This is a genomic window from Actinokineospora baliensis (assembly GCF_016907695.1).
Lineage (GTDB): Bacteria > Actinomycetota > Actinomycetes > Mycobacteriales > Pseudonocardiaceae > Actinokineospora > Actinokineospora baliensis.
The window spans coordinates 3,454,513-3,475,394 of record NZ_JAFBCK010000001.1 but is presented as its reverse complement, the minus strand read 5'-3'; the positions used below and the strand labels follow the sequence as shown (position 1 = coordinate 3,475,394).

The window sequence follows — 20,882 nt, the reverse complement described above, 5'->3', positions numbered from 1 at the left end:
GTCAGCGGCGTCGAGTTGGTGGAACGCCGATGGCGTCTGGTTGAGAACCGTGACCCGTTCCCGTTCCAACAGCTCCAGGAACGCCTCGGGAGATCGGCTCGTCGCGTGGTCGACGACGACAAGGGTTCCGCCGCGCAGCAGTGCGCCCCACAGTTCCCATACGGAGAAGTCGAAGGCGTACGAGTGGAACAACGTCCACACGTCATTGGCACCGAAGCCGAACCAGTGGTCGGTAGCGCTAAGAAGGCGGTCCACGGTGCGGTGAGGCACCAGGACACCCTTAGGCGTGCCAGTCGACCCAGAGGTGTAGATGACATAGGCGGGGCTGTCCGAGGACAGGGCCACAGGTGCGAAAGCCTGTTCGCTGCTGTCAGTGGGCGACACAGTGGGGACGTCGAAGTCGTCCAGGTCTGTGATGAGCAGTGTTGGCGCCGCGTCGGCCAGCATGAGGTCTAGACGCGCGCGGGGGTAGCTGGGGTCGAGCGGTAGGTACGCAGCGCCGGATTTGAGCACTGCCAACACAGCGACGACGAGGTTCGCCGAGCGAGGCAGGCCAATGGCGACGATCCCGCCGGGGCGCGCTCCACGTTCGACAAGAACTTGTGCGAGACGGTCGGACCGATCGTCCAGTTCCGCGTAAGAGATCCGCTCAGTGCCCGCGACGAGGGCGACTGCCTCGGGCGCCCGGGTGACCTGTTCGGCGAACCGGGCCGGGATCGTGGCGACAGCACCTCGCTGCCCGGTCGGGTTCCACCCGTGGACCAGGTTGCCGCGCTCGGTGTCCGACAGCCCGTCGACCCTGGCCACCGCGGCGGTCGGGTCGGCCACCAGCGCGGTCAAGACGCGGACGAGCCTGGTGGTGAGCGCGTCCGGGTCGACCAGCCCTGGTCGGTACTTCAGCAGCAGCTCGCCGCCCGTCGCGACGAGGGTGGCCGGGTAGTGCGTGGCGTCGCGGGTCTCCCCCGCGCGAACCCGCAGGCCGGTGGCGGCTTCAGCGCTCTCCAGCGCGGCGGTGTCGACGAAGTAGCTCTCGAACACGGTGAGGGTGTCGAACAGCTCACCGATCCCGACGGTCCGCTGGATGTCAGCGAGCCCGAGCTGCTGGTGGTCCATGACCCGCGCCTGCTCGGCCTGCACGCGGGCCAGCAACGCGGTGACCGTCTCGGCGGGTTCGAGCCGCACCCGCACCGGCACGGTGTTGATGAACAGGCCGATCATCGATTCGACGCCGGGCAGGTCCGCGGGACGACCAGACACCGTGGCGCCAAAGACGACGTCCTGCCGCCCAAGAGTGCGCGCGAGCAGCAGTGCCCACGCGGCCTGCACGACGGTGTTGAGCGTGACTCCAGCCGAGCGAGCCAGGCTGGCCATGCCATCTAGGAGGCCATCCGGCAACGCTATAGGCGTCTGCTCAGCCGACCCAGAGGGATCCGCGCCAGGAGCGAGCAGGCTGGGCTCTTCGACCCCGCGCAACGCCTCTGCCCAAGCAGCGCGGGCCGCGTCCGCGTCCTTGTTGCGCAGCCAGGACAGGTAGTCCTTGTACGGGCGGACGGCTGGCAGCTTCGACGCATCGCCCTTGGCGGTGTAGAGCTGGAACAGTTCGCGGGCCAGCAGCGGCGTGGACCACCCGTCCAGGAGGATGTGGTGGTAGGTCAGCAGCAGCCGGTGGCGGTTAGGGCCGAGTTTCGCGAGTAGGACGCGCAGCAGCGGGGCTTGGGCGAGGTCGAACCGCTCAACGCGGTCGGCGGCGAGAACACCGTCCCAGTCGGACTCGTCCAGGTCCAGCTCACGCCACGGCAGCTCTACCGCGCGCGGGACCGGGGCGAGTACCTCGCCGTTCTTGCGGCGGCGGAAGCAGGCACGCAAGTTGGCGTGCCGGTCGATCAATGCTCGCGCCGCGGCCCTGAGGACCGCGGGCTCGAGCGGCCCTTCCAGGTCCAGCACGAACTGGACCAAATAGGGGTCATCGGCTTCGGTCGCGTACTCGCTGTGGAAGAGCAGCCCCTGCTGCAGCGGCGAGAGGGGCAGGACGTCTTCCAGTCCGGACTTGCGCGTGTTCACAGATTCCACTCCGACTCGAACTCATCGAGCTCGTCCTGCGACAGGTCACTGAAGGTGAGGTCGGACGGGGTGTGGCCACCGCCGCCGGACCGGGTGATGGCGCGCAGCGCGGTGAACCAGGCATCGGCCAGGTCCCGCACCGCGGTGTCGTCGACCGCCGAGCCGCCCCACGCCCAGGTCGCGGTTAGCGTCGGCCCGTCGGGGCCGTCGACGGTGACCGCGTTGACCTGCACCGCGTGGGTGATGGGCATGGCGGGGTCGACCCCGCCGCCGAGAGCAGCGGCTTCGGGGGCGGCCGTCCAGGGGCCGGTTTCGGTCGCGGTACCGAATCGGCCGAGGTAGTTGACGAGAATCTCCCTCTTACCGATGCCGGTGTCCCCTAGGAGCCCGTGGCCGATCCCGTTGTCCGGTACGGCCCGCAGGTGCTCCTTGACCCTCTTAACGGCCGCGTCCACCGACGGTCCCCCCGCGAAGGCGTCTGCGGCGTCGATTCCGGTCAGGTCGAGCCGGACCGGGTAGACGGTGGTGAACCAGCCAACGGTGCGGGACAGGTCGGCCCCAGGCACGACCTGCTCTTCGCGGCCATGCCCTTCCACGTCCACTACGCGCGCGATGTTGCTCCGGGTCGCGGCCGCGGCGATCGCGAATCCGGCGAGGAGGACGTCGTTGACGGTGCCGTGGAACAGCTCAGGCACGGTGGTCAGCAGCGGCAGCGTCTCCTCCGCCGACAGCGTGACGCGGAGTTCGCGGCCGGTGGCGACGGTGTCGGTGGCGTCGATCTCCCTGGTGGCGATGAGCGCGCTGGAGCAGTCGGCGAGGCCACCCCAGTGGTCGAGTTCGGCCTTGCGGTCGGCCTCGGCCAGCCCGAGCGCCCACTGGCGGAACGAGGTGCCCACCGGGTCCAGCGGCTCACCCCGGTACGCCTTGACCAGATCGGGCTCCAGAACGCGCCAGGAGACGCCGTCGACCACGAAGTGGTGGGCCACCAGCAGAAGCCTGCCCTCAGCGCCGCCACGGTCGAACCAGACGGCTCGCAGGACCTCTCCCGCGGCCGGGTCGAGCTCGTCGGCGACAGCGGCGGCCGCAGCGGCGAGTTCGGCGTCGGTGTACGCGGTGGCGTCGACCCGGCGGACCACGTCGGCGGGTGCCACCTCCGGTACCAGCAGGCCGTCGTCGGTGAGCCGGGCGCGCAGGACGTGGTGCCGGGCGCGCAGAGCCGCCACGGCCTGGGTGAGGCGGTCGAAGTCCAGGTCGGCCGGGGTGCGCAGCAACCTGGCCTGGGAGAACCTGCCGAGCGGCCCACCACGGGCGAGGGTGTCGCGCATGATCGGGGTGAACGGCACCAGGCCGACACCGGCGCCCTCGGCCTCCGGTTCGCGCTGGTCGGTCTCCGCGACGAGCGCGATCCCGGCCACGGTGCGCCGCTCGAAAACATCGCGCGGGGAGAACCTGATCCCGCCCGCGCGGGCGCGACCGACCAGTTGGATGGAGACGATGCTGTCGCCGCCAAGGGTGAAGAAGTCGTCGTCCACGCCCACCTTGGGCAGCCCCAGCACTGTGGCGACCAGATCGGCGAGGACTCGCTCTATAGAGGTCTCTGCTTCGCGATCCGTGACCAGCGAAGCGAAGTTGGGCTTCGGCAGGGCCTTCCTGTCGGTCTTACCGCTAGGGGTGAGCGGAATGCGTTCAAGGCTCACGAACGCCGACGGGACCATGTGGTCGGGCAGGGTCTTAGCGAGCTCGACGCGCAGCGCATCCGTGTCGACATCGCCGACGAGGTAGCCGACAAGGCGGTCGTCCACGACCGCCGCGACGGCTTGGGCGACGTGTGCCGACAGAGCGGCCTCGATCTCGCCGAGTTCGATGCGGAAGCCGCGCAGCTTGATCTGGTCGTCTGCCCGACCGAGGTAGTCGAGGACACCGTCCCGCCAACGGGCGAGATCACCGGTGCGGTAGAGCCGCCCGGGGCCGAAGGGGTTGGCCACGAACCTGCCTGCGGTGAGTCCGGGTCGGTTGAGGTACCCCCAAGCGAGCTGGTCGCCCGCCAGGTAAAGCTCGCCAGGCAGACCAGGGGGCACCGGGCGCAGGAAAGAGTCGAGGACGTAGGTCTGGGTGTTCCAGACGGGTCGTCCGATCGGCACTGGACCGGTGTCAGCGACCTGGATGGCGGTCACGTCGACCGACGCCTCTGTGGGGCCGTAGAGGTTGTGCAGCTCGGCGCCTGACACGTCCCGGAAGTCGTCACGGAGGTCCGCCGGGAGCGCCTCGCCGGAGCAAAGGACACGACGCAGCGTGGTGACACGGTGGGATGCCTCATCGGCGACGAATGCCCGCAGCATCGACGGCACGAAGTGGACCGTGGTGACGTGGTGCCGCTCGATGACCTGGGCGAGGTAAGAGGGGTCGCGGTGGCCACCCGGCTTGGCGAACACAAGAGTGGCGCCGGTGATCAGGGGCCAGAAGAACTCCCACACCGACACGTCGAAGCTCGCCGGTGTCTTCTGGAGTACCCGCTCCCCCGGGGTCAGCCCGTACTCGTCTTGCATCCACAGGAGCCTGTTGACGATGCCGGAGTGCGGCACGACAACGCCCTTAGGCCGACCTGTCGACCCAGAGGTGTAGATGACGTAGGCGGCCCGGTCCTGCGTAGTGACCTCATCGGCGAGCAGTGAAGCCGACTCGGCAGGGCGCCCCTCTGCGTCGATGACGAGCCCGCCGTCGCTGGGTTCGCTGGTGAGAATGACCGTCGGGGCAGCGTCGGCGATCATCATCGCGAGCCGGTCCTGCGGGTAGTCCGGGTCCAGCGGCAAGTAAGCGCCACCCGCTCGTTGCACCGCGAGCAGCGACACGATCAGCGCGGCCGAGCGCTCTAGCCGCACACCGACAACCGAGCCCGGTCGGACGCCCTTTGCGATTAGGACACCTGCCAGCGTGCCTACGCGCTCGTCCAACTCGGCGTAGGTCAGGGTCGGCCCGTCGTCCACTACGACCGCGGCGGCGTCGGGTGTATCGGTGACTCGCGCCTTAAACAGCGCGGGCAGGGTGGTGGCGTCAACGGCGACTGCTCTGCCCTGCCATGCGGTCAAAGCGTTGTAGTGCTCATCGCGGGTGAGCAACGACAAGGAGCCCACGGACTCGCCTGACCGCTCGGCGATGGATGCCAGCGCTCGGATCACTCGGCTAAGAAGCGCGTTCGCGGCGTGCTCATCGAAGAGATCTGGGCGGTAGCGCAAGGTAAGAGTGGTTTCCGCGCCCGGCAGCACCAACAGGGTCAACGGGTAGTGGGTGGAGTCGCGTCCTACGACCTCGGTGACGCGGAATCCGGCGGCGGTCTCGGCTCGCTCTAGCGCGTCGGAGTCGACCGGGTAGCTCTCGAAGACGGTAAGCGTGTCGAACAGATCCCCGAGGCCCGCGACTCGCTGGATGTCAGCGAGCCCGATGTGCTGGTGGTCGAGCAGCGCGGCTTGCTCGCTGTGGAGGCGGGTGAGCAGCTCGGCCAGCGATTCAGCCGGGTCAAGGCGGACCCGGACGGGCACCGTGTTGATGAACAGACCGACCATCGACTCGACACCGGGGATGTCACCATCGCGGCCGGAGACCGTGGCGCCGAAGACGATGTCATCGCGTCCGGTGTGGGCGGCCAACACAAGGCCCCACGCAGCTTGCACGGCCGCACTAAGCGTGACGCCGATACCGCGGACTGTCGCCGTCAGCGCCGCCACGGTGTCGGCGGACAGCGTTAGGTCGAGCTGGCCGGGCAACACACCCACGCGAGGTGCGTCCGGTGACACCAGGGTCGGTTCGTCGAGCTCGGCCAGAGCGTGCCGCCAAGCGGCCTGGGCCGCGTCGTGGTCGCGCGCGGCAAGGTCGGTGAGGTGTTCGCGGTAAGAGCGGATCGCGGGCGGTTCTTGCCCGGCGTACCGCGCGAACAGCTCGCGGGCCAGCAGCGGGGTGGACCAGCCGTCGAGGATGGCGTGGTGGTTGGTCAGGACCAGCCGCGCCTCCTCACCGGGCAGCCGGACCAGCAGGAACCGGATCAGCGGGGCGGTGCCCAGGTCGAACCGGGTGGCACGTTCGGCGTCAACCAGGTCTTGGACCTCAGCCGCGGTGGTTGCCGTCGCCTCGCGCCATGGCACGTCGACGTGGCGCGCGATCACCTGGGCGAGGCGACCGGTGGCCAGGGTCGGGAAGGCGGCGCGCAGCGTGCCGTGCCGGTCGACAACAGCCTGTGCGGCGGCGCGCAAACGATTGCCGTCGACGGCACCGCGCAGGGTGAGCACCTGCTGGGTGGTGTAGACGTCCACTTCGGACTCGTCGAAGCGGGAGAGGAACAGCAGGCCTTCCTGCAGCGGTGTGGTCGGCCAGACGTCGACCGCGTCGTGGCCCCGGTCGATCTCGTCGACCTCGGCCTGGGTGAGCGCGGCCAGCGGCCAGTCGGACGGCGAGTGCCCACCACCGTCGGTGGTGGCGAGGGCCGCGAGCGCGGCGGCCCACCGGTCGGCCAGGTCGCGCACGGTCTCGTCGGCGACGGCGCCGACCCACGCGAAGTGCGCGGTGAGGGTGTCGCCGTCGGCGAGGACGTTGAGGGCGATGGGGTTGCCGACGGGCAGCGCGTCGTCAGCGCCACTGGTCAGCGCGGCGGCCTCGGGCGCGGTGGACCAGTCGCCGGACTCACCCGCCCCGATTCGACCCAGGTAGTTGACCAGGATGTCTTGGGTGGTCGCGGGGAGTTGCTCGCGGAGCAGGCCATAGCCGAGGCCGTCGCCGGGGACCGCGCGGACGGCGTCCTTGGTGAGCTTCAGCGTCGCGGCCGGGCTGTCACCCGGGACGAGCCGGACGGGGTGGATGTCGGTGAACCAGCCAATGGTGTCCGTGACGTCGTCGGAGCGACCGTGTCCCTCTAGGTCGACCACGATCGGCTGGCCGACAGCGCTGGCGAGCGCCGATAGGAGCACTTCGGCCGGGCCGGTGTGGAAGGCCGTCGGGACCGCGCCTAGCAACGCAGCTGCGTTGGGGACGGAGACAGTCAGCGTCTTAGCAGTGCCCACGGTGTCGACGGTGGGGCTAAGGGGGCGCGCTGTGATGCTGTGTGCCGGAGCGAGGATCTCTTGCCAGACCGGGAGCTCAGCGCTTCGGTCTTCCTTGGCGAGCGCAGTTGCCCAGCCTCGGAACGACAAGGTGGGTGTACTGAGGTTCTCGCCGTTGACCGCAGCTGCGATCGCGGGCACCAGGACACGCCAAGAGACGCCGTCGATGACCAAGTGGTGCGCGACGACAAGAACGCGGCCTGGTTCGCCGGTGCCGCGGTCGAACCAGACCACGCGAACCATCGCGCCCTCGACTGGATTAAGAGAGGCGATCGCGTACTCAGTAGCGTCCTGCAGCGTCTTAGCCCACTGCGGGCCGTAGTGGCCGACCGCGTCAACCCTGGTGACGACCTCGCGGGCGTCGTCGACCACCAGTGAGTCCCCCGCGAGCCGAGTGCGCAGAACCGGGTGCGTGTCGAGCACTGCGGCCAGCGCGCGGGTAAGGCTGTCGAGGGTCAGGGCGGCCGGAGCGAGCAAGAGCCGTGACTGGTGGAACCGGTTGATGGGGCCGCCTCGGCCGAGGACGTCGCGCATCACGGGGGTCAGCGGGATCTCGCCGATCGCGTTGTCCGGCAACGTCGGCGTTGTCGTACCGAACTCGGCGAGCTCAGCCAACGCCGCGATCGTGCGGGCCTCGAACACCTGGCGGGTGGTGAACCGGATTCCCGCTGCCCGCGCGCGGGCGACGAGCTGCATCGAGATGATGCTGTCGCCACCAAGCGCGAAGAAGTCGTCGGTGGCGCCCACCTCGTCGAGCCCCAGCACTTCGCCGACCAGGCTGACCAGAGCGGCCTCGGCCGCGGTGGCGGGTGCGCGGGTGGCGGTGACCACGCGCTCGGGTTCCGGCAGGGCTGCCCGGTCGACCTTGCCGTTGACGGTGGTCGGTAGGACGTCCAGGAGCACGAAGGTCGACGGGACCATGTAGTCCGGCAGCACCGAACGCGCCCAGTCGGACAACTCACCCGTGGTGGCAAAGCCGTCAGGGACGACGTAGGCCACCAGCGAGGACTTGCGAACGGTGACAACGGCGCGCCGCACAGTGGGGTGGTTGGACAGCGCGGACTCGACCTCTTCGAGTTCGAGCCGCATCCCGCGCACCTTGACCTGGTTGTCGGCGCGGCCCACGAAGTCCAGGGAGCCATCCACGTTCCACCGGGCCAGGTCACCCGTGCGATAGAGCCGTGAACCCGCGGTGCCGAACGGGTCGGCAACGAACCGGCCCGCGGTAAGACCGGGAGCGTTGACGTAACCGCGCCCAAGGAGATAGCCGCCCGCATAGAGCTCGCCTGCTTGGCCTACGGGAACCGGGCGCAGGTGGGGGTCCAGGACATAGAGGCGGGTGTTCGGGTTGGGCTTGCCGATGGACGTGGCGATGCGCTCTGCGGCGTCGCGGTAGACGACGTGCGATACGCCGATCGTGGCCTCTGCCGGGCCGTAGCCGTGGTACATCGTCGTGGTGAGCCTGCGGCGGAACCGGTCGAACAGATCCGGCGTAAGAACCTCGCCGCCACACCACACGTGCCGGAGCCCGGAGAGAGAGCCTGGTTCTGTTGCCGCTGTCAGCAACGCGTCCAGCATCGACGACGGCAGGTAGACGAAGGTGACGCCTTCGCTGTCGATCACGTCGAGCAGGTAGTCGGGGTCCCGCTCGCCACCCGCGGCAGCGACGACGACCCGGCCGCCGTGCACCAGCGGCAAGAAGATCTCGTTGATGGAGATGTCGAAGGCCAGCGGCGCCTTGAAGAGGGTGGCGTCGTCGGTGCCGAAGCCGAGCAGGCCCTTCTGCCAGTGCAGGCGGGCGCTGATGGCTTCGTGCCGGATCATCGCGCCCTTGGGCACGCCGGTCGACCCGGACGTGAAGATCACGTAGGCGAGACCGAGACCGTCGACCGCGACCGGGTTCGGGGTCGCCGCCGGGTGCGGCCACGCGTCGAGGTCGGCGACGACCGTGGGGACCGGCAGCGGCACGCCGTCAGCTCCCGTGATCGCGAGCACCGCTCGGGAGTCGGCCACGACCCGGTCACGGCGGTCCGCGGGCCAGGTCGGGTCGACCGGGACGAACGCACCACCCGCGCGCAGCACGGCCACGAGCGCGACGACCATCTCCGCTGAACGCGGCAAAGCGATGCCAACGGTGGTCTCCGGGCCTACCCCTTCAGCCTGCAGCCTGGCGGCCAGAGACGCCGTGAGCGTGTCCAGCTCGCTATAGGTGAGCCTGCGTGATCCGTCGACGACGGCGATCGCGTCGGGCACCGCCGCCATCTGGTCGGTGACCATGGCGGTAAGAGTGCGGGTCACCTCGAGTTCGGCGGTGTCGTTGAACGTGTCGAGGACGGTGTGGCGTTCGGTGGCGCTAAGAAGGTCGATCTGGCCAACGCGCTCGGCGGTGGCAAGGTTGTCCAAGGCGATGGCGAAGCGTTCGGCTAGATCACCGATTTCACCGTGGTAACGCAACCGCAGGTCTTGGCCAGGGTGGGCCACTACGGCGACGGGGTAGTGCGTGGCGTCGTGCCCGACAGCGCCGGTAACCCGGAGCTCCGCCTGTGCGGACTGCTCGGCGATGGGGTAGCTCTCGACCACCAGAAGGGTGTCGAACAGCTCGCCGATGCCTGCCAGGCGCTGGATCTCGGCGAGCCCCACGTCGTGGTGGTCGATGAGGGTGGCCTGCTCGTCCTGGACCCGGGCGAGCAGGGCCGCGGGCGACTCCGCCGGGTCGAGGCGGATCCGCACGGGGACGGTGTTGATGAACAGCCCGACCATGTCCGAGATTCCCTCGACCGCGCTGGAGCGACCAGACACGGTGGCACCGAAGACGATGTCGTCGCGGCTGAGCAGCCGGGCCAGGGTGAGGCCCCAGGCGACCTGGACGACGGTGTTGACCGTGACCCGGTGCGTGCGGGCGATCTCGGCGAGGTCACCGCGCACCGGCACGACCACCTCACGCGGTGCGCCGGAGACCTCGGCGCCGGGCGCGAGGATGGTGGGCTCGGTCGTGCCTTCGAGCGCGGTACGCCACGGCGTGGTGTCGCGTTCGACCAGCGAAGCGAGGTAGCGGCGGTAGTCACCGACCTCGGGTAGGTCCGTGCCGGAGTAGAGGCCGATGAGGTCACGCACCAGCAGCGGGCCCGACCAGCCATCAAGCACCAGGTGGTGGTTGGTCACGACGAGCTTGGAACCGACCAGGGTGAACCGCACAAGCGGCCCGGCGGCGATGGTGAACCCCCGCGCTCGGTCGGCCTCTAGGAACGCGTCGAGGTCATCGGCGGTCTGGAACGGGATGTCGCCTAGAGGCGTGACCACCTGGACTGGGGTTCCTGATTCCGTTGTCAGGAAGGAGGTGCGCAAGTTGGGGTGCCGGTGGAGCAGTGTGCCAACAGCTGCCCGCAGGCGAACGGGATCGATGTCGCCTTCGAGGTCGAGCACTAGCTGGACGGTGTAGACATCGTTCATCTCGGCCAGGTAGAGCAGCCCGGTCTGGAGCGGGCTAAGAGGCCAGATGTCGCTCAGGGTCGGGTAGGTAGCGACAAGAGCATCCACGTCGGACTGTGGAAGCGCCACCAGCGGGAAGTCGGAAGGGGTGTGTTCGACGGTGTCGGAGGATCGCGCCTCTATGGCAAGAGCCGTAAGAGCCTCGGCCCAAGCAGACGCGATGGCAGCGACGTCGATGGCTGCGCAGGCGTCGAGTGCGTAGGTCCACTCCGCGACCAGGACAGCGCCACCCGCGCGGTCCTCCACGGCTGCGTTAAGAGCGATGGCGTGGCTAACCGGCATCAGCGGCTCGATGCCCCCGCCGAGCGCGTTGGCGTCGGGGGCAGGCGTCCAGGGCCGGCCGTCCACGGTGAAGCGGCCGAGGTAGTTGACCAGGATTTCCGAGGCAGGGCCACCGATGAGGCCATAGCCGATGCCGTTGTCGGGCACGGCACGGGCTTGTTCCTTGACCTGCTTGAGGCCGCCGTTGACGACCAAGGGGTGCAGGGAGGTGAACCAGCCGACGGACCGGGTCAGGTCGGCGCCGGGAACGGCCTGTTCCTCGCGGCCGTGCCCTTCGATGTCGACGCGCGCCGGGCCTCCCGCGACGGTGGCGAGCCCGGCGAGAATCGCCTCTCGGACGCCCGCACCGAACCGGCGGGGCAGCGTAGTCAGCAGCGTCGCTGTGGTGTCCGGGTCCAGTTCGACCCGTTCTGTGCGGGTCGCGCCCGCGGTGTCGCGGGTGGGGTCAAGGGGCGCTGTCCCCCATGGCCGCGTGTGCTCGGCGAGCAGCGCGTGCCAGAAATCGCCGTCGGAGCGCGGGCGGGTCATGAGGTCGTGGGCCCATAGGCGGAACGCTGTCGACTCGGCGGGCAGCTCACCCTCGCACGCGGCGGCGAGATCACCCGCGAGTACGCGCCAAGAGACGCCGTCGACCACGAGGTGGTGGGCAGCGATAAGAAGCCTGCCGACGCCATCCCAGCGGAAGGCGACCATAGAACCTTCGCGTGGGTCGAGCGCGTCAATCGCCTCAGAGGCGTCCCACGGCCCTACGCGCAGCACGTCGTTGAGCCGAGGAGCGTCGCCAATGGTCAAGCCTGTGTCGGTAAGGCGGGCGCCCAGGATGCTGTGAGTCGCCAAGACACGACTGATGGCGAGCTTAAGCGTGTCCTCGCTAAGACCCTCTGGTGTGACCAGCACTGTGGTTTGTGCGAAGCGACGGTTGGGGCCACCACGCTTGACCAGGTCACGCATGACGGGTGTGAGGGGGAGTTCACCGGTGGGCGAGCCAACGAGCCCGGCCGCGATGGTGGAGCCATGTGCGGCAAGGACTTGGACGGTGCGGAGTTCGAACACATCGCGGGGGGCGATGCCGATGCCAGCAGCCCGGGCGGCCGTGACCAGCTGGATGGACATGATGCTGTCGCCGCCGATGGCGAAGAAGTCGTCATCGAGCCCAACCGACGGCAGACCCAACACGGTCGCGAAGACCTCGGCCAATGCCCGCTCTGCAGCGGTCTCCGGGCGCTTGGACGACACCACTGCGGTGAAGTCGGGTTCTGGCAACGCTGCGCGGTCGACCTTGCCGTTGGCGGTAAGAGGCAACTGCGCCAGAGCTACAACCGCACCGGGTACAGCCTGCTCGGGCAGGATGTCCCTAAGAGCCGCGCGGACGGACCCAACGTCGACAGACTCGGGCGTCACATAGCCGACCAGACGTCGGTCGCGGAGAACGACCACAGCGGCGCTCACACTGGGCAGCGCGGTCAAGGCGGCCTCGACCTCGCCGAGCTCAACGCGGAAGCCACGGATCTTGACCTGATCGTCAGACCGACCCGCGAACCGCAGCGAGCCGTCCCGCCCCCGGCGCACCAGGTCACCAGTCCGGTAGAGCCTACCTTCGCCGAAGGGGTTGGCCACGAACTTCTCTGCGGTCAGCGCTGGCCGGTTCAAGTAGCCCCGCGCGACCTGCGCTCCCCCAACGTAAAGCTCACCGACGACGCCAGCAGGCGTGGGCCTAAGCCACTCGTCGAGGACGTAGGCGGTGGAGCCCGCTACCGGTCCACCGATGTTGGGTGTGTCGCCCTCGATGGCGGCCATGGTGACCATGACTGTGGCTTCAGTGGGGCCGTAGAAGTCGAACGCAGCGGTTCCCGCAGCGAGGCGCTCCCACAGCGCGTTAGGCACGGCTTCGCCGCCCATGGCGACTGCCTTGACGCTGGTCTCGAGCAGGCCGCGGTCGACAAGCATGGCGATGGTGCTCGGGGTGGCCTCGACGAAGTCGATCTGGCGCTCAGTGACGGCGGCGAGGTAAGAGGCCGGGTCGGCGTACTCGTCACGAGTCAGCAAGTGCAGTTCGTGACCATCGAGCAGCCACAGCAACTGCTGCCAAGAGGCGTCGAACGCGAAGGAGAACCCATGCGCGACCCTAAGGCGGCCACCGCCAGCAACCGGCTGGAAGACATCGGCCTGGTTGGCGCTGAATAGAGAGGCGATCTGGCGGTGCGCGACCGTGACGCCCTTAGGCAGACCGGTGGAGCCAGACGTGTAGATCACGTAGGCCGCGCTGTCTGGGTGCGGCAGGCGGTTGAGCGGGGTGTCAGGGTTGCCCGCGATCGCCGGGTCATCCGGGTGCAGAGTCCGCACGTCGGCAGTAAGACTGTCGGTGATGAGGAGAACCGGGCGAGCGTCGCCAAGAACGTGGTCGAGCCGCGCGCGGGGGTAATCCGGGTCTAGTGGCAGGTACGCGGCGCCAGCCTCGATCACGGCGAGCAGTGCCACGACCAAGTTCGCGGTCCTGGGCAGGGCGACGGCGACTACGTCTTCGCTGCGGACCCCGAGGCGGTTCAGGTGGTGCGCGAGCTTGCGAACTCGGGACCCCAGCTGAGCGAACGTCAGCGTCTCGTCGGCCACGAGCGCGACGTCATCGGGCCGGGCCGCGACCTGGGCGGCCAACAGCTCCGGCAGGGTGCGCGCGCCCGCGGGGAGCGGACGGGGCGCCAACCAGCCGCGCTCGGCGGCGGTGCGGATGTCGACGGTGGACACCCGCGCGGTCGGGTCAGCCGCGACCGCTTCGAGCAGCGTGGTGAGCCGCCAAGCCAGGTCAGCGGCGGTGTCGTGGTCGAAAAGGGCGGTGGCGTAGTCGACGGAGATGTCGATGCCGCCCTCGGCCCGCTCGGCGAGGGTGATCGTGAGGTCGACCTTGGCGGTGGTCAGCTCGACCGGTTCGACGTCGCCGCCGTGGTCGGGCAGGCCAGGGCGGGCGGTCGGGGCGGCGCGGTGCACGAGCATGGTCTGGAACAGCGGGTTGCGGCCCAACTGCCGGACCGGCGCCACGTGGTCAACGACGCGGTCGAACGGCACGTCCTGGTGGGCGTACGCGGCCAGGTCGGCGGTGCGGGCGCGGGCGATGAGATCCGTGAACGCCGGGTCGCCCGCGGTGTTCAGGCGCAGGACGACGGTGTTGACCAGGAACCCGATGAGCCCGTCGAGCCGCTCGTCCACCCGGCCCGCGACGGGCGCGCCGAGCGGGATGTCGGTCCCCGCGCCGAGCCCGGTGAGCAGGGCCGCGACGACGGCGTGGCCGACCATGAACAGCGATGCGCCCTGGTCGGCAGCGAGCTCCGTGAGCGCTCTGTGCGTATCGGCACCGACCTCCGCCCGCACCCTCGCGCCTCGGTGGTCGCTGGACGCGGACCTAGAGCGGTCGGTGGGCAGGGGGATCTCGTCGGGCAGGCCATCGAGCGCGCGTCGCCAGTAGGCGAGCTGGGTGTCGGCGACGGTGTCGAGCAGGGCGCGCTGCCAGATCGCGTAGTCGGCGTACTGGACTGGCAGCGGCGCGAACTCCGGCGCCTGCCCTGCCTTGCGCGCCGCGTAGGCAGTGCCCAGCTCCGCCCAGAGGGTGGCCTCCGACCACTCGTCGGCAGCGACGTGGTGCACCAGGACGAGCAGGACGGACGCGGTCTCCGTGGTGAACAGCCAGGCGCGAACCGGGATGTCCGCGGCGAGGTCGAAGGCGTACTCGGCCGCGGGCGTGAGCAGCGAGGGCAGCTCGGCCTCTGTCGTGGAGACCACCTCGAGAACGGGCTGGCGCTCGGTGATGACCTGGTGGGTGTCGGTGAGGATCGTGCGCAGCGCTTCGTGCCTATAGGCCAGGTCGTTCAGCGCAGCCTGGAGGGCGTGCGTGTCCACGGCGCCGGTAAGGCGTGCGGTGAACGGGATGTTGTAGGTCGGGGACGGCCCCTCAACGCGGAATGCGAACCAGAGCCGCTGCTGGGCAGCAGACAACGGCGGCAGGTCGGGGCGAACCAGCTCCCCGGGAACCGGGCGACGGGTCGCGGTGATGTCTGTGCGGGCAGCGAGGCCAGCGACGGTAGAGGCTTCGAAAATATCTCTTACCGACAGCTCGGCGCTTAGGCCAGTGCGGATGCGGTTGACCAACCGGGTTGCCAGTAGGGAGTGACCGCCTAGAGCGAAGAAGTCGTCGTCAACGCCAACCACATCCAACCCGAGCAGGTCGGCGTAAGCGGCACAGAGGAACTCCTCGACCGCGTTGGCTGGCGCGCGCGTGACGTCCGCAGACGCCTGCGGCTCCGGCAGGGCCTTGCGGTCCGTCTTACCGCTAGGGCTGAGCGGGACGCTGTCGATACCGACGACGACCGACGGCACTAAGTGCGCGGGCAACGTCCTAGCGAGTTCGTCCTTGACGCGGGTGCTGGCATCGGCGGGGACCACATAGCCGAGGAGCCTGTCTTGCCGGACGGCCGCGACAGCGTGGGTGACGCCGTCGACAGCCATCATGGCCGCTTCGACCTCTCCCAGCTCGATGCGGATACCACGCAGCTTGACCTGGTCGTCTACGCGACCCAGGTACTCCAAGAGGCCGTCGTTCCACTGCGCGAGGTCACCGGTGCGGTAGAGCCGCCCAGGTGCGAACGGGTTGGCGACGAACCGTTCCGCGGTCAGACCGGGGCGGTTGAGGTAGCCCCAGGCGAGCTGTACACCCGCCAGGTACAGCTCACCTGGGACGCGTGGGGGGACCGGACGGAGGTTGCGGTCCAGGACGTAGGTCTGCGTGTTCCACACCGGCCGTCCAATGGAGACGGTGCCAGTGTCCGCGACCTGGGTCGCGGTGACATCGACCGATGCCTCAGTAGGCCCATAGAGGTTGTGGAGCTCCGCGGCGCTCACCGAGCGGAACTCGTCTCTAAGGTCTTCGGGGAGGGCTTCACCCGAGCACAGCACCCTGCGCAGCGCGGTGGCCCGCTTGGCGGCGGGGTCAGCCACGAACGCGCGCAGCATCGACGGCACAAAGTGCACCGTGCTGATGTCGTGCCGTCCGATCACCTCGGCCAAGTAAGCGGGGTCCCGATGTCCTCCGGGCTTGGCGAAGACCAGGGTGGCTCCGGTGACCAGTGGCCAGAAGAACTCCCACACCGACACGTCGAAGCTGGCGGGCGTCTTCTGCAGCACCCGCTCCCCCGGCGTGAGGCCGTACTCGGCCTGCATCCACGCGAGCCGGTTCACGATGCCCGACTGCGGGACCACCGTCCCCTTGGGGCGGCCGGTCGACCCGGACGTGTAGATGACGTAGGCCGCGCGGTCACCACTGGGCTCCGGCGCCGTGGACGGTTTCCACGGGTAGGTGCCGTCGAGGATGAGCGGGTCTTCGACCAGGGTGGGTGCACCGGGGTACGAGAGGACCACCGTCGGGGCGGCGTCGGCGAGCATGAATGCCAGGCGCTCGAGCGGGTAGTCGGGGTCCAGTGGCAGGTAGGCGCCGCCAGCGCGTTGGACAGCGAGCAGAGCCACGATAAGAGCCGCGGATCGCTCCAGGAGCACGCCGACCACAGAGCCTGCCCCGACACCGCGGGACCGCAGTTCGGCCGCGAGCGCGGAGACGTGAGCGTCGAGTTCCGCATAGGAGAGGCTTGAGCCGCCATCAACGATCACGGCAGTGCCGGACGGGTTGGCGCGCACTTGGGCGGCGAACAGAGCCGGGATCGACTCTCCCGCTACTGGCACGCTGGCGCCCTGCCACAAGGAGGTCACTGCCGCGCGTTCGGTGGCGGAGAGCAGGTCCACCGAGTCCACGGTGACGTCAGGTGTCGCCACTACGGCACGCAGGAACGCCACTAGGCGCGCCGCGAACGCCTGGATTGTCTGAGGCCGGTAGAGGTCTTCGGCGAACTCGACGAAACCGGTCACGCCGTCGGGGCTCTCGGACACGTCCACGGTCAGGTCGAACTTCGCCGTACCGGTGTGCACGAGTTCAGCGGACGGGGACGGCAGTTCGGGGTGGTAGGCGAACAACACCTGGAACACCGGGTGCCTACCGGCGGACCGGCGCGGCGCCACGGTCTCCACGAGCCGCTCGAAGGGCGTGTTCTGGTGGTCGAACGCGGCCAGGTCCGCTGCGCGGACGCGGGAGAGCAGCGCGGTGAAGCTGGGATCGCCGGACACGTCGGTGCGCAGCGGCACGGTGTTCACGAAGAACCCGATCAGCGGGTCCAGAACCGGGTCCACACGGCCCGCGGTGGGGGTTCCGATCACGATGTCGGTTCCCGCCCCGGAACGCGCCAACACGGCCGCCAGAGCGGCGTGCAGGACCATGAACACGCTCGTGCCGGAACGCAGAGCCAGCGCTCGGACGGCCGCGTGCAGGTCGGCGGGGATCTCCAGCGGAACGGTGCCACCGCGGTGCGAGGCTCGCGCGGGGCGCGGGTGGTCGGGCCTCAGGCCGACCTCATCCGGTGCGCCGCGCAGGGCGTCGGCCCAGAACTCCAGGCCGTCCTCCGCGAGTCCCCGCTGCCACACCGTGAAGTCCGCGTACTGCACAGCGAGCGGTTGAAGCGACGGTGTCGATCCGGCGACTCTGGCGCCGTAGGCCGCCTCTAGGTCGGCTACCAGCGGACCAAGAGACCACTCGTCACCGGCGATGTGGTGCAAGACGAGCAGAACGGCATCGCCGAAGACGTGCACGCGAAGCGGTGCGTCCTCGCGCAGGTCGAAGGGCGCTCGCGCGGCCTCGTCAACGGAACCACCCTCGACGACGGTGGGCCATGCGTGCCCGATGACCTGGTAGGCGATCCCGTCGGCGTCTGTCGCGACCACGGTGCGCAGAACCTCGTGCCGCTGCGCGACATCAGCGACCGCCGCGCGCAGGGCACCGGAGTCGACCTGCTGGTCGAACTTCAGCAGCAGGGGGATGTGGTAGGTCGGGTCGGGCCCGTCCAGCTCGTGGACGAACCACAACCGCCGCTGCGCGAACGACAGCGGCACTCGTTCCGGCCGCTCCCCAGCCCGCGGTCCCGTCACAGCGGCTGCCGCTGTGAGGCGGTCGACCAGCCCGGCCACAGTCGGTGCGTCGAACACCGACCGGATGGACAACTCCACGCCCAACTCGACGCGCGCCCGGACGCTCAAGCGGGTCGCGAGCAGCGAGGTACCGCCTAGAGCGAAGAAATCGTCGTCTATGCCAACGCCACGAACCCCGAGGACCTCGCCCACTAGTTCGCACAACGCGCGTTCGCGCGGGTTCCGCGGTGCGCGACCGCCGCCTACGACATCCGGCGCGGGCAACGCGCGACGGTCGACCTTGCCGTTAGGCGTCAAGGGGATCTCGTCGAGGCCTACTAGCGCCGAGGGGACCATGTAGTCCGGTAGGGCTGCCCGTGCCCACTCGGTCAGGTCGTCAGGTACCGACGGGACGACGTAGGCAACCAAGCGCTGTTCCGCCAGGCTCGCTCCGTGCGCCACTACGACGGCACGCTCCACAGAGGGGTGCCGGGCGAGGACAGTCTCAATCTCGCCGAGCTCGATGCGGAACCCGCGCACCTTCACCTGGTGGTCGACACGGCCGAGGACGTGCAAGAGCCCGTCGTGGCCGCGACGAGCGAGGTCGCCAGTGCGGTACATGCGACTACCAGGCGCACCGAACGGGTCAGCGGTGAAGCGCTCCGCGCTCAGCCCTGGGCGGGCGTGGTACCCACGCGCAAGACCCTCTCCAGCGATGTAGAGCTCACCGGGTACTCCGGGCGGCACGGGCCTAAGAGCGCCATCGAGCACATAGACGGTTGTGTTCGCGATGGGTGCGCCGATGGCGGTGTCAACACCGGCCAGGTTGTGCGCGGTCGACCAGATCGTGGTTTCGGTCGGCCCATAGAGGTTCGTGACGCCGCGAGAACGGATGAGCTCCCGTGCGAGGTCCGCTGGTAGTCCCTCGCCGCCGACCAGGACCCGTAGTCCCTGGATCGCCTGGGGACGCGCGGACACGAGCGCCTGCCACAGCGACGGGGTCGCCTGCATGACGGTGGCGCCATCGGCGAGAACAGCGGACAGGAGTGCGGGATCGCGAGCAGTGTCGCCGTCGACCAGTCGCACGGTGGCACCCGAGAGCAGCGGGACGAACAGCTCCAGCGCGGAGATGTCGAATCCGACGGTCGTCACCGCGACCATCACGTCGTCCGCGCCAAGGGCGACCCGGTCAACCATGTCCAGCAGGAAGTTGACTAAAGCACCGGACGGAACGACTACGCCCTTGGGGCGCCCTGTAGATCCTGACGTATAGAGCACATACGCGGCCTGGTCGGAACTCACCGCTGCAGGGCTGAGTGGGCCTGTTCCGATCGAGTCGAGCTGCAGGCCATTGGCGCCGACAACGAGCACAGGCGAGGCATCCTCGAGCATGTACTGCACGCGGTCAGCCGGAAACGACAGGTCCAGCGGTAGATAGGCGGCACCAGTGGAAGCGACGGCCAACAGTGTCGCGACAAGGTCAACGGTCCGAGGCAGCGCTACCGCCACCACCGTCTCCGGGCCAGCCCCACGCTCTCGCAGTGCGGCCGCGATGCCGCCTACGCGATCCACCAACTCGCTATAGGTCACCGACCGCGACCCATCACGCACCGCAACGCGGTCTGGCGTGCGCACCGCCTGCGCCACAACGAGTTCAGCCAGGCTGGCCGATGGGCGGGTAAGAGCGGGACCAACCGCAGGATCCGGTTCGGCCACGAGACCCAACCGACCCGTCGGCAGGTTCGCCTCGGCTTCGACAAGACCGCGCAGCACGGTCGCGAAAGCGTCGAGGTAGGCCGCGAGGTCCGCGTCGGTGTACCGGGCGGGGTTGCCGTCGACCTCGACCTCCAGCGACCCCTGCGCGCTGTAGACCGTGAACGACAGGTCTGCCACGGGTCCGGCCGCCAGGTAGTGCACGGTCGACCCAGTGGCACCGAAGTCCAACTCCGCCCGGTACGGCTTCAGGTTCACCCACGGCCCGACCAACCGGCGCCCAGCGGCGAGCAGGTGCGCGTCCCGGCGCACGTCCTCACCGCGGTAGGTCTGGTGCGGGCTCACAGCCCGCATCTCCGCCCGCACGGCGGCGAGCAGGTCACCGACCGCCATGCCTGGCGACACCGCGATCCGCAGCGGCAGCACGTTGACCGTCGTCGTGGGGATGCGCGCCGAGACCGACCCGAGGCGACCCATCATCGGCAGGCCCAGCACTACCTCGTCTGCCCCGGTGGCGCGATGCACCAAGAGGCCGACAGTCGCCGCCACGAGCGCGGGGCCGTGCAAGGGGTCCAACCGCAGCGCGACGCTGCCCCGGTGCCGCCGGAACCCCACGACCGATTCGGTCACGCTCGACGGCGACACGACCTCGGGCAGGTCGGCGACCCGCTCAGCCCACCACTGGCGGTCCACGTCGAACTTGTCGGAAGCGCGGTACTTCTCCTGCTCCGCCACGTAGTCCGCGACCGGGGCAAACGGGTTGGGCCCAACCTCCCCGCTTACGGTAAGAGCCCGGTAGACCTCGGCGACGCGACGGCCGACCAACGAGAACCCGTACCCATCGAGAACGATGTGGTGCGCGCGCAGGTACCACAGGTGGTGCTCGGGTCCCAGCACGATCAGAGCCTGCGCGGCCACCGGACCGGCGACCAGGTCGACCGGCCGCGCGAGGTCCTCGTCCATCCAGCGTCGAGCGGCCACCTCCGGATCGGCCGCGCTGCTGAGGTCCACCAGATCCGTCGGGACCGCGACAGCACTGGGGAGCTGGCTGACCTCGGCACCGTCCACGACGAACACCGTGCCGAGCACGCCCACCTCACCCGCGACGGCGGTAAGAGCGCGCAGGAACGCCGGTACGTCAAGCGGTCCGCGGAGCTCTACCGCCTCGGCAACGCTGTACCCGGCGCCGGTGGCGTCGAGCCGCTGAGCGAACCACAGCGCCTGTTGCGCGGGCGACAGACCCACTCGGACAGACAT

Annotated in this window: 2 protein-coding genes (1 of these 2 running past the window's edge); both read right to left on the bottom strand. The window is 69.2% G+C overall.

The features are described from left to right. On the bottom strand, positions 1–2,061 hold the start of the coding sequence (locus tag JOD54_RS16575; RefSeq protein ID WP_204451394.1) for a non-ribosomal peptide synthetase. Its footprint begins 6,819 nt before the window's first position; 2,061 of the gene's 8,880 nt are visible here — the first part of the coding sequence; it begins with the start codon at positions 2,059–2,061; its stop codon lies off the left edge, out of view. After that, complete coding sequence (locus JOD54_RS16570) at positions 2,058–20,882, bottom strand: non-ribosomal peptide synthetase (protein WP_204451393.1); 18,825 nt, start codon at positions 20,880–20,882, stop codon at positions 2,058–2,060. The genes JOD54_RS16575 and JOD54_RS16570 overlap by 4 nt, the downstream gene beginning before the upstream one ends.

Coding starts and splice junctions, on each gene's coding strand:
- JOD54_RS16570 (WP_204451393.1), bottom strand. CDS start 20,882: ATGTCTGTCCGAGTGGGTCTGTCGCCCGCGCAACAGGCGCTGTGGTTC.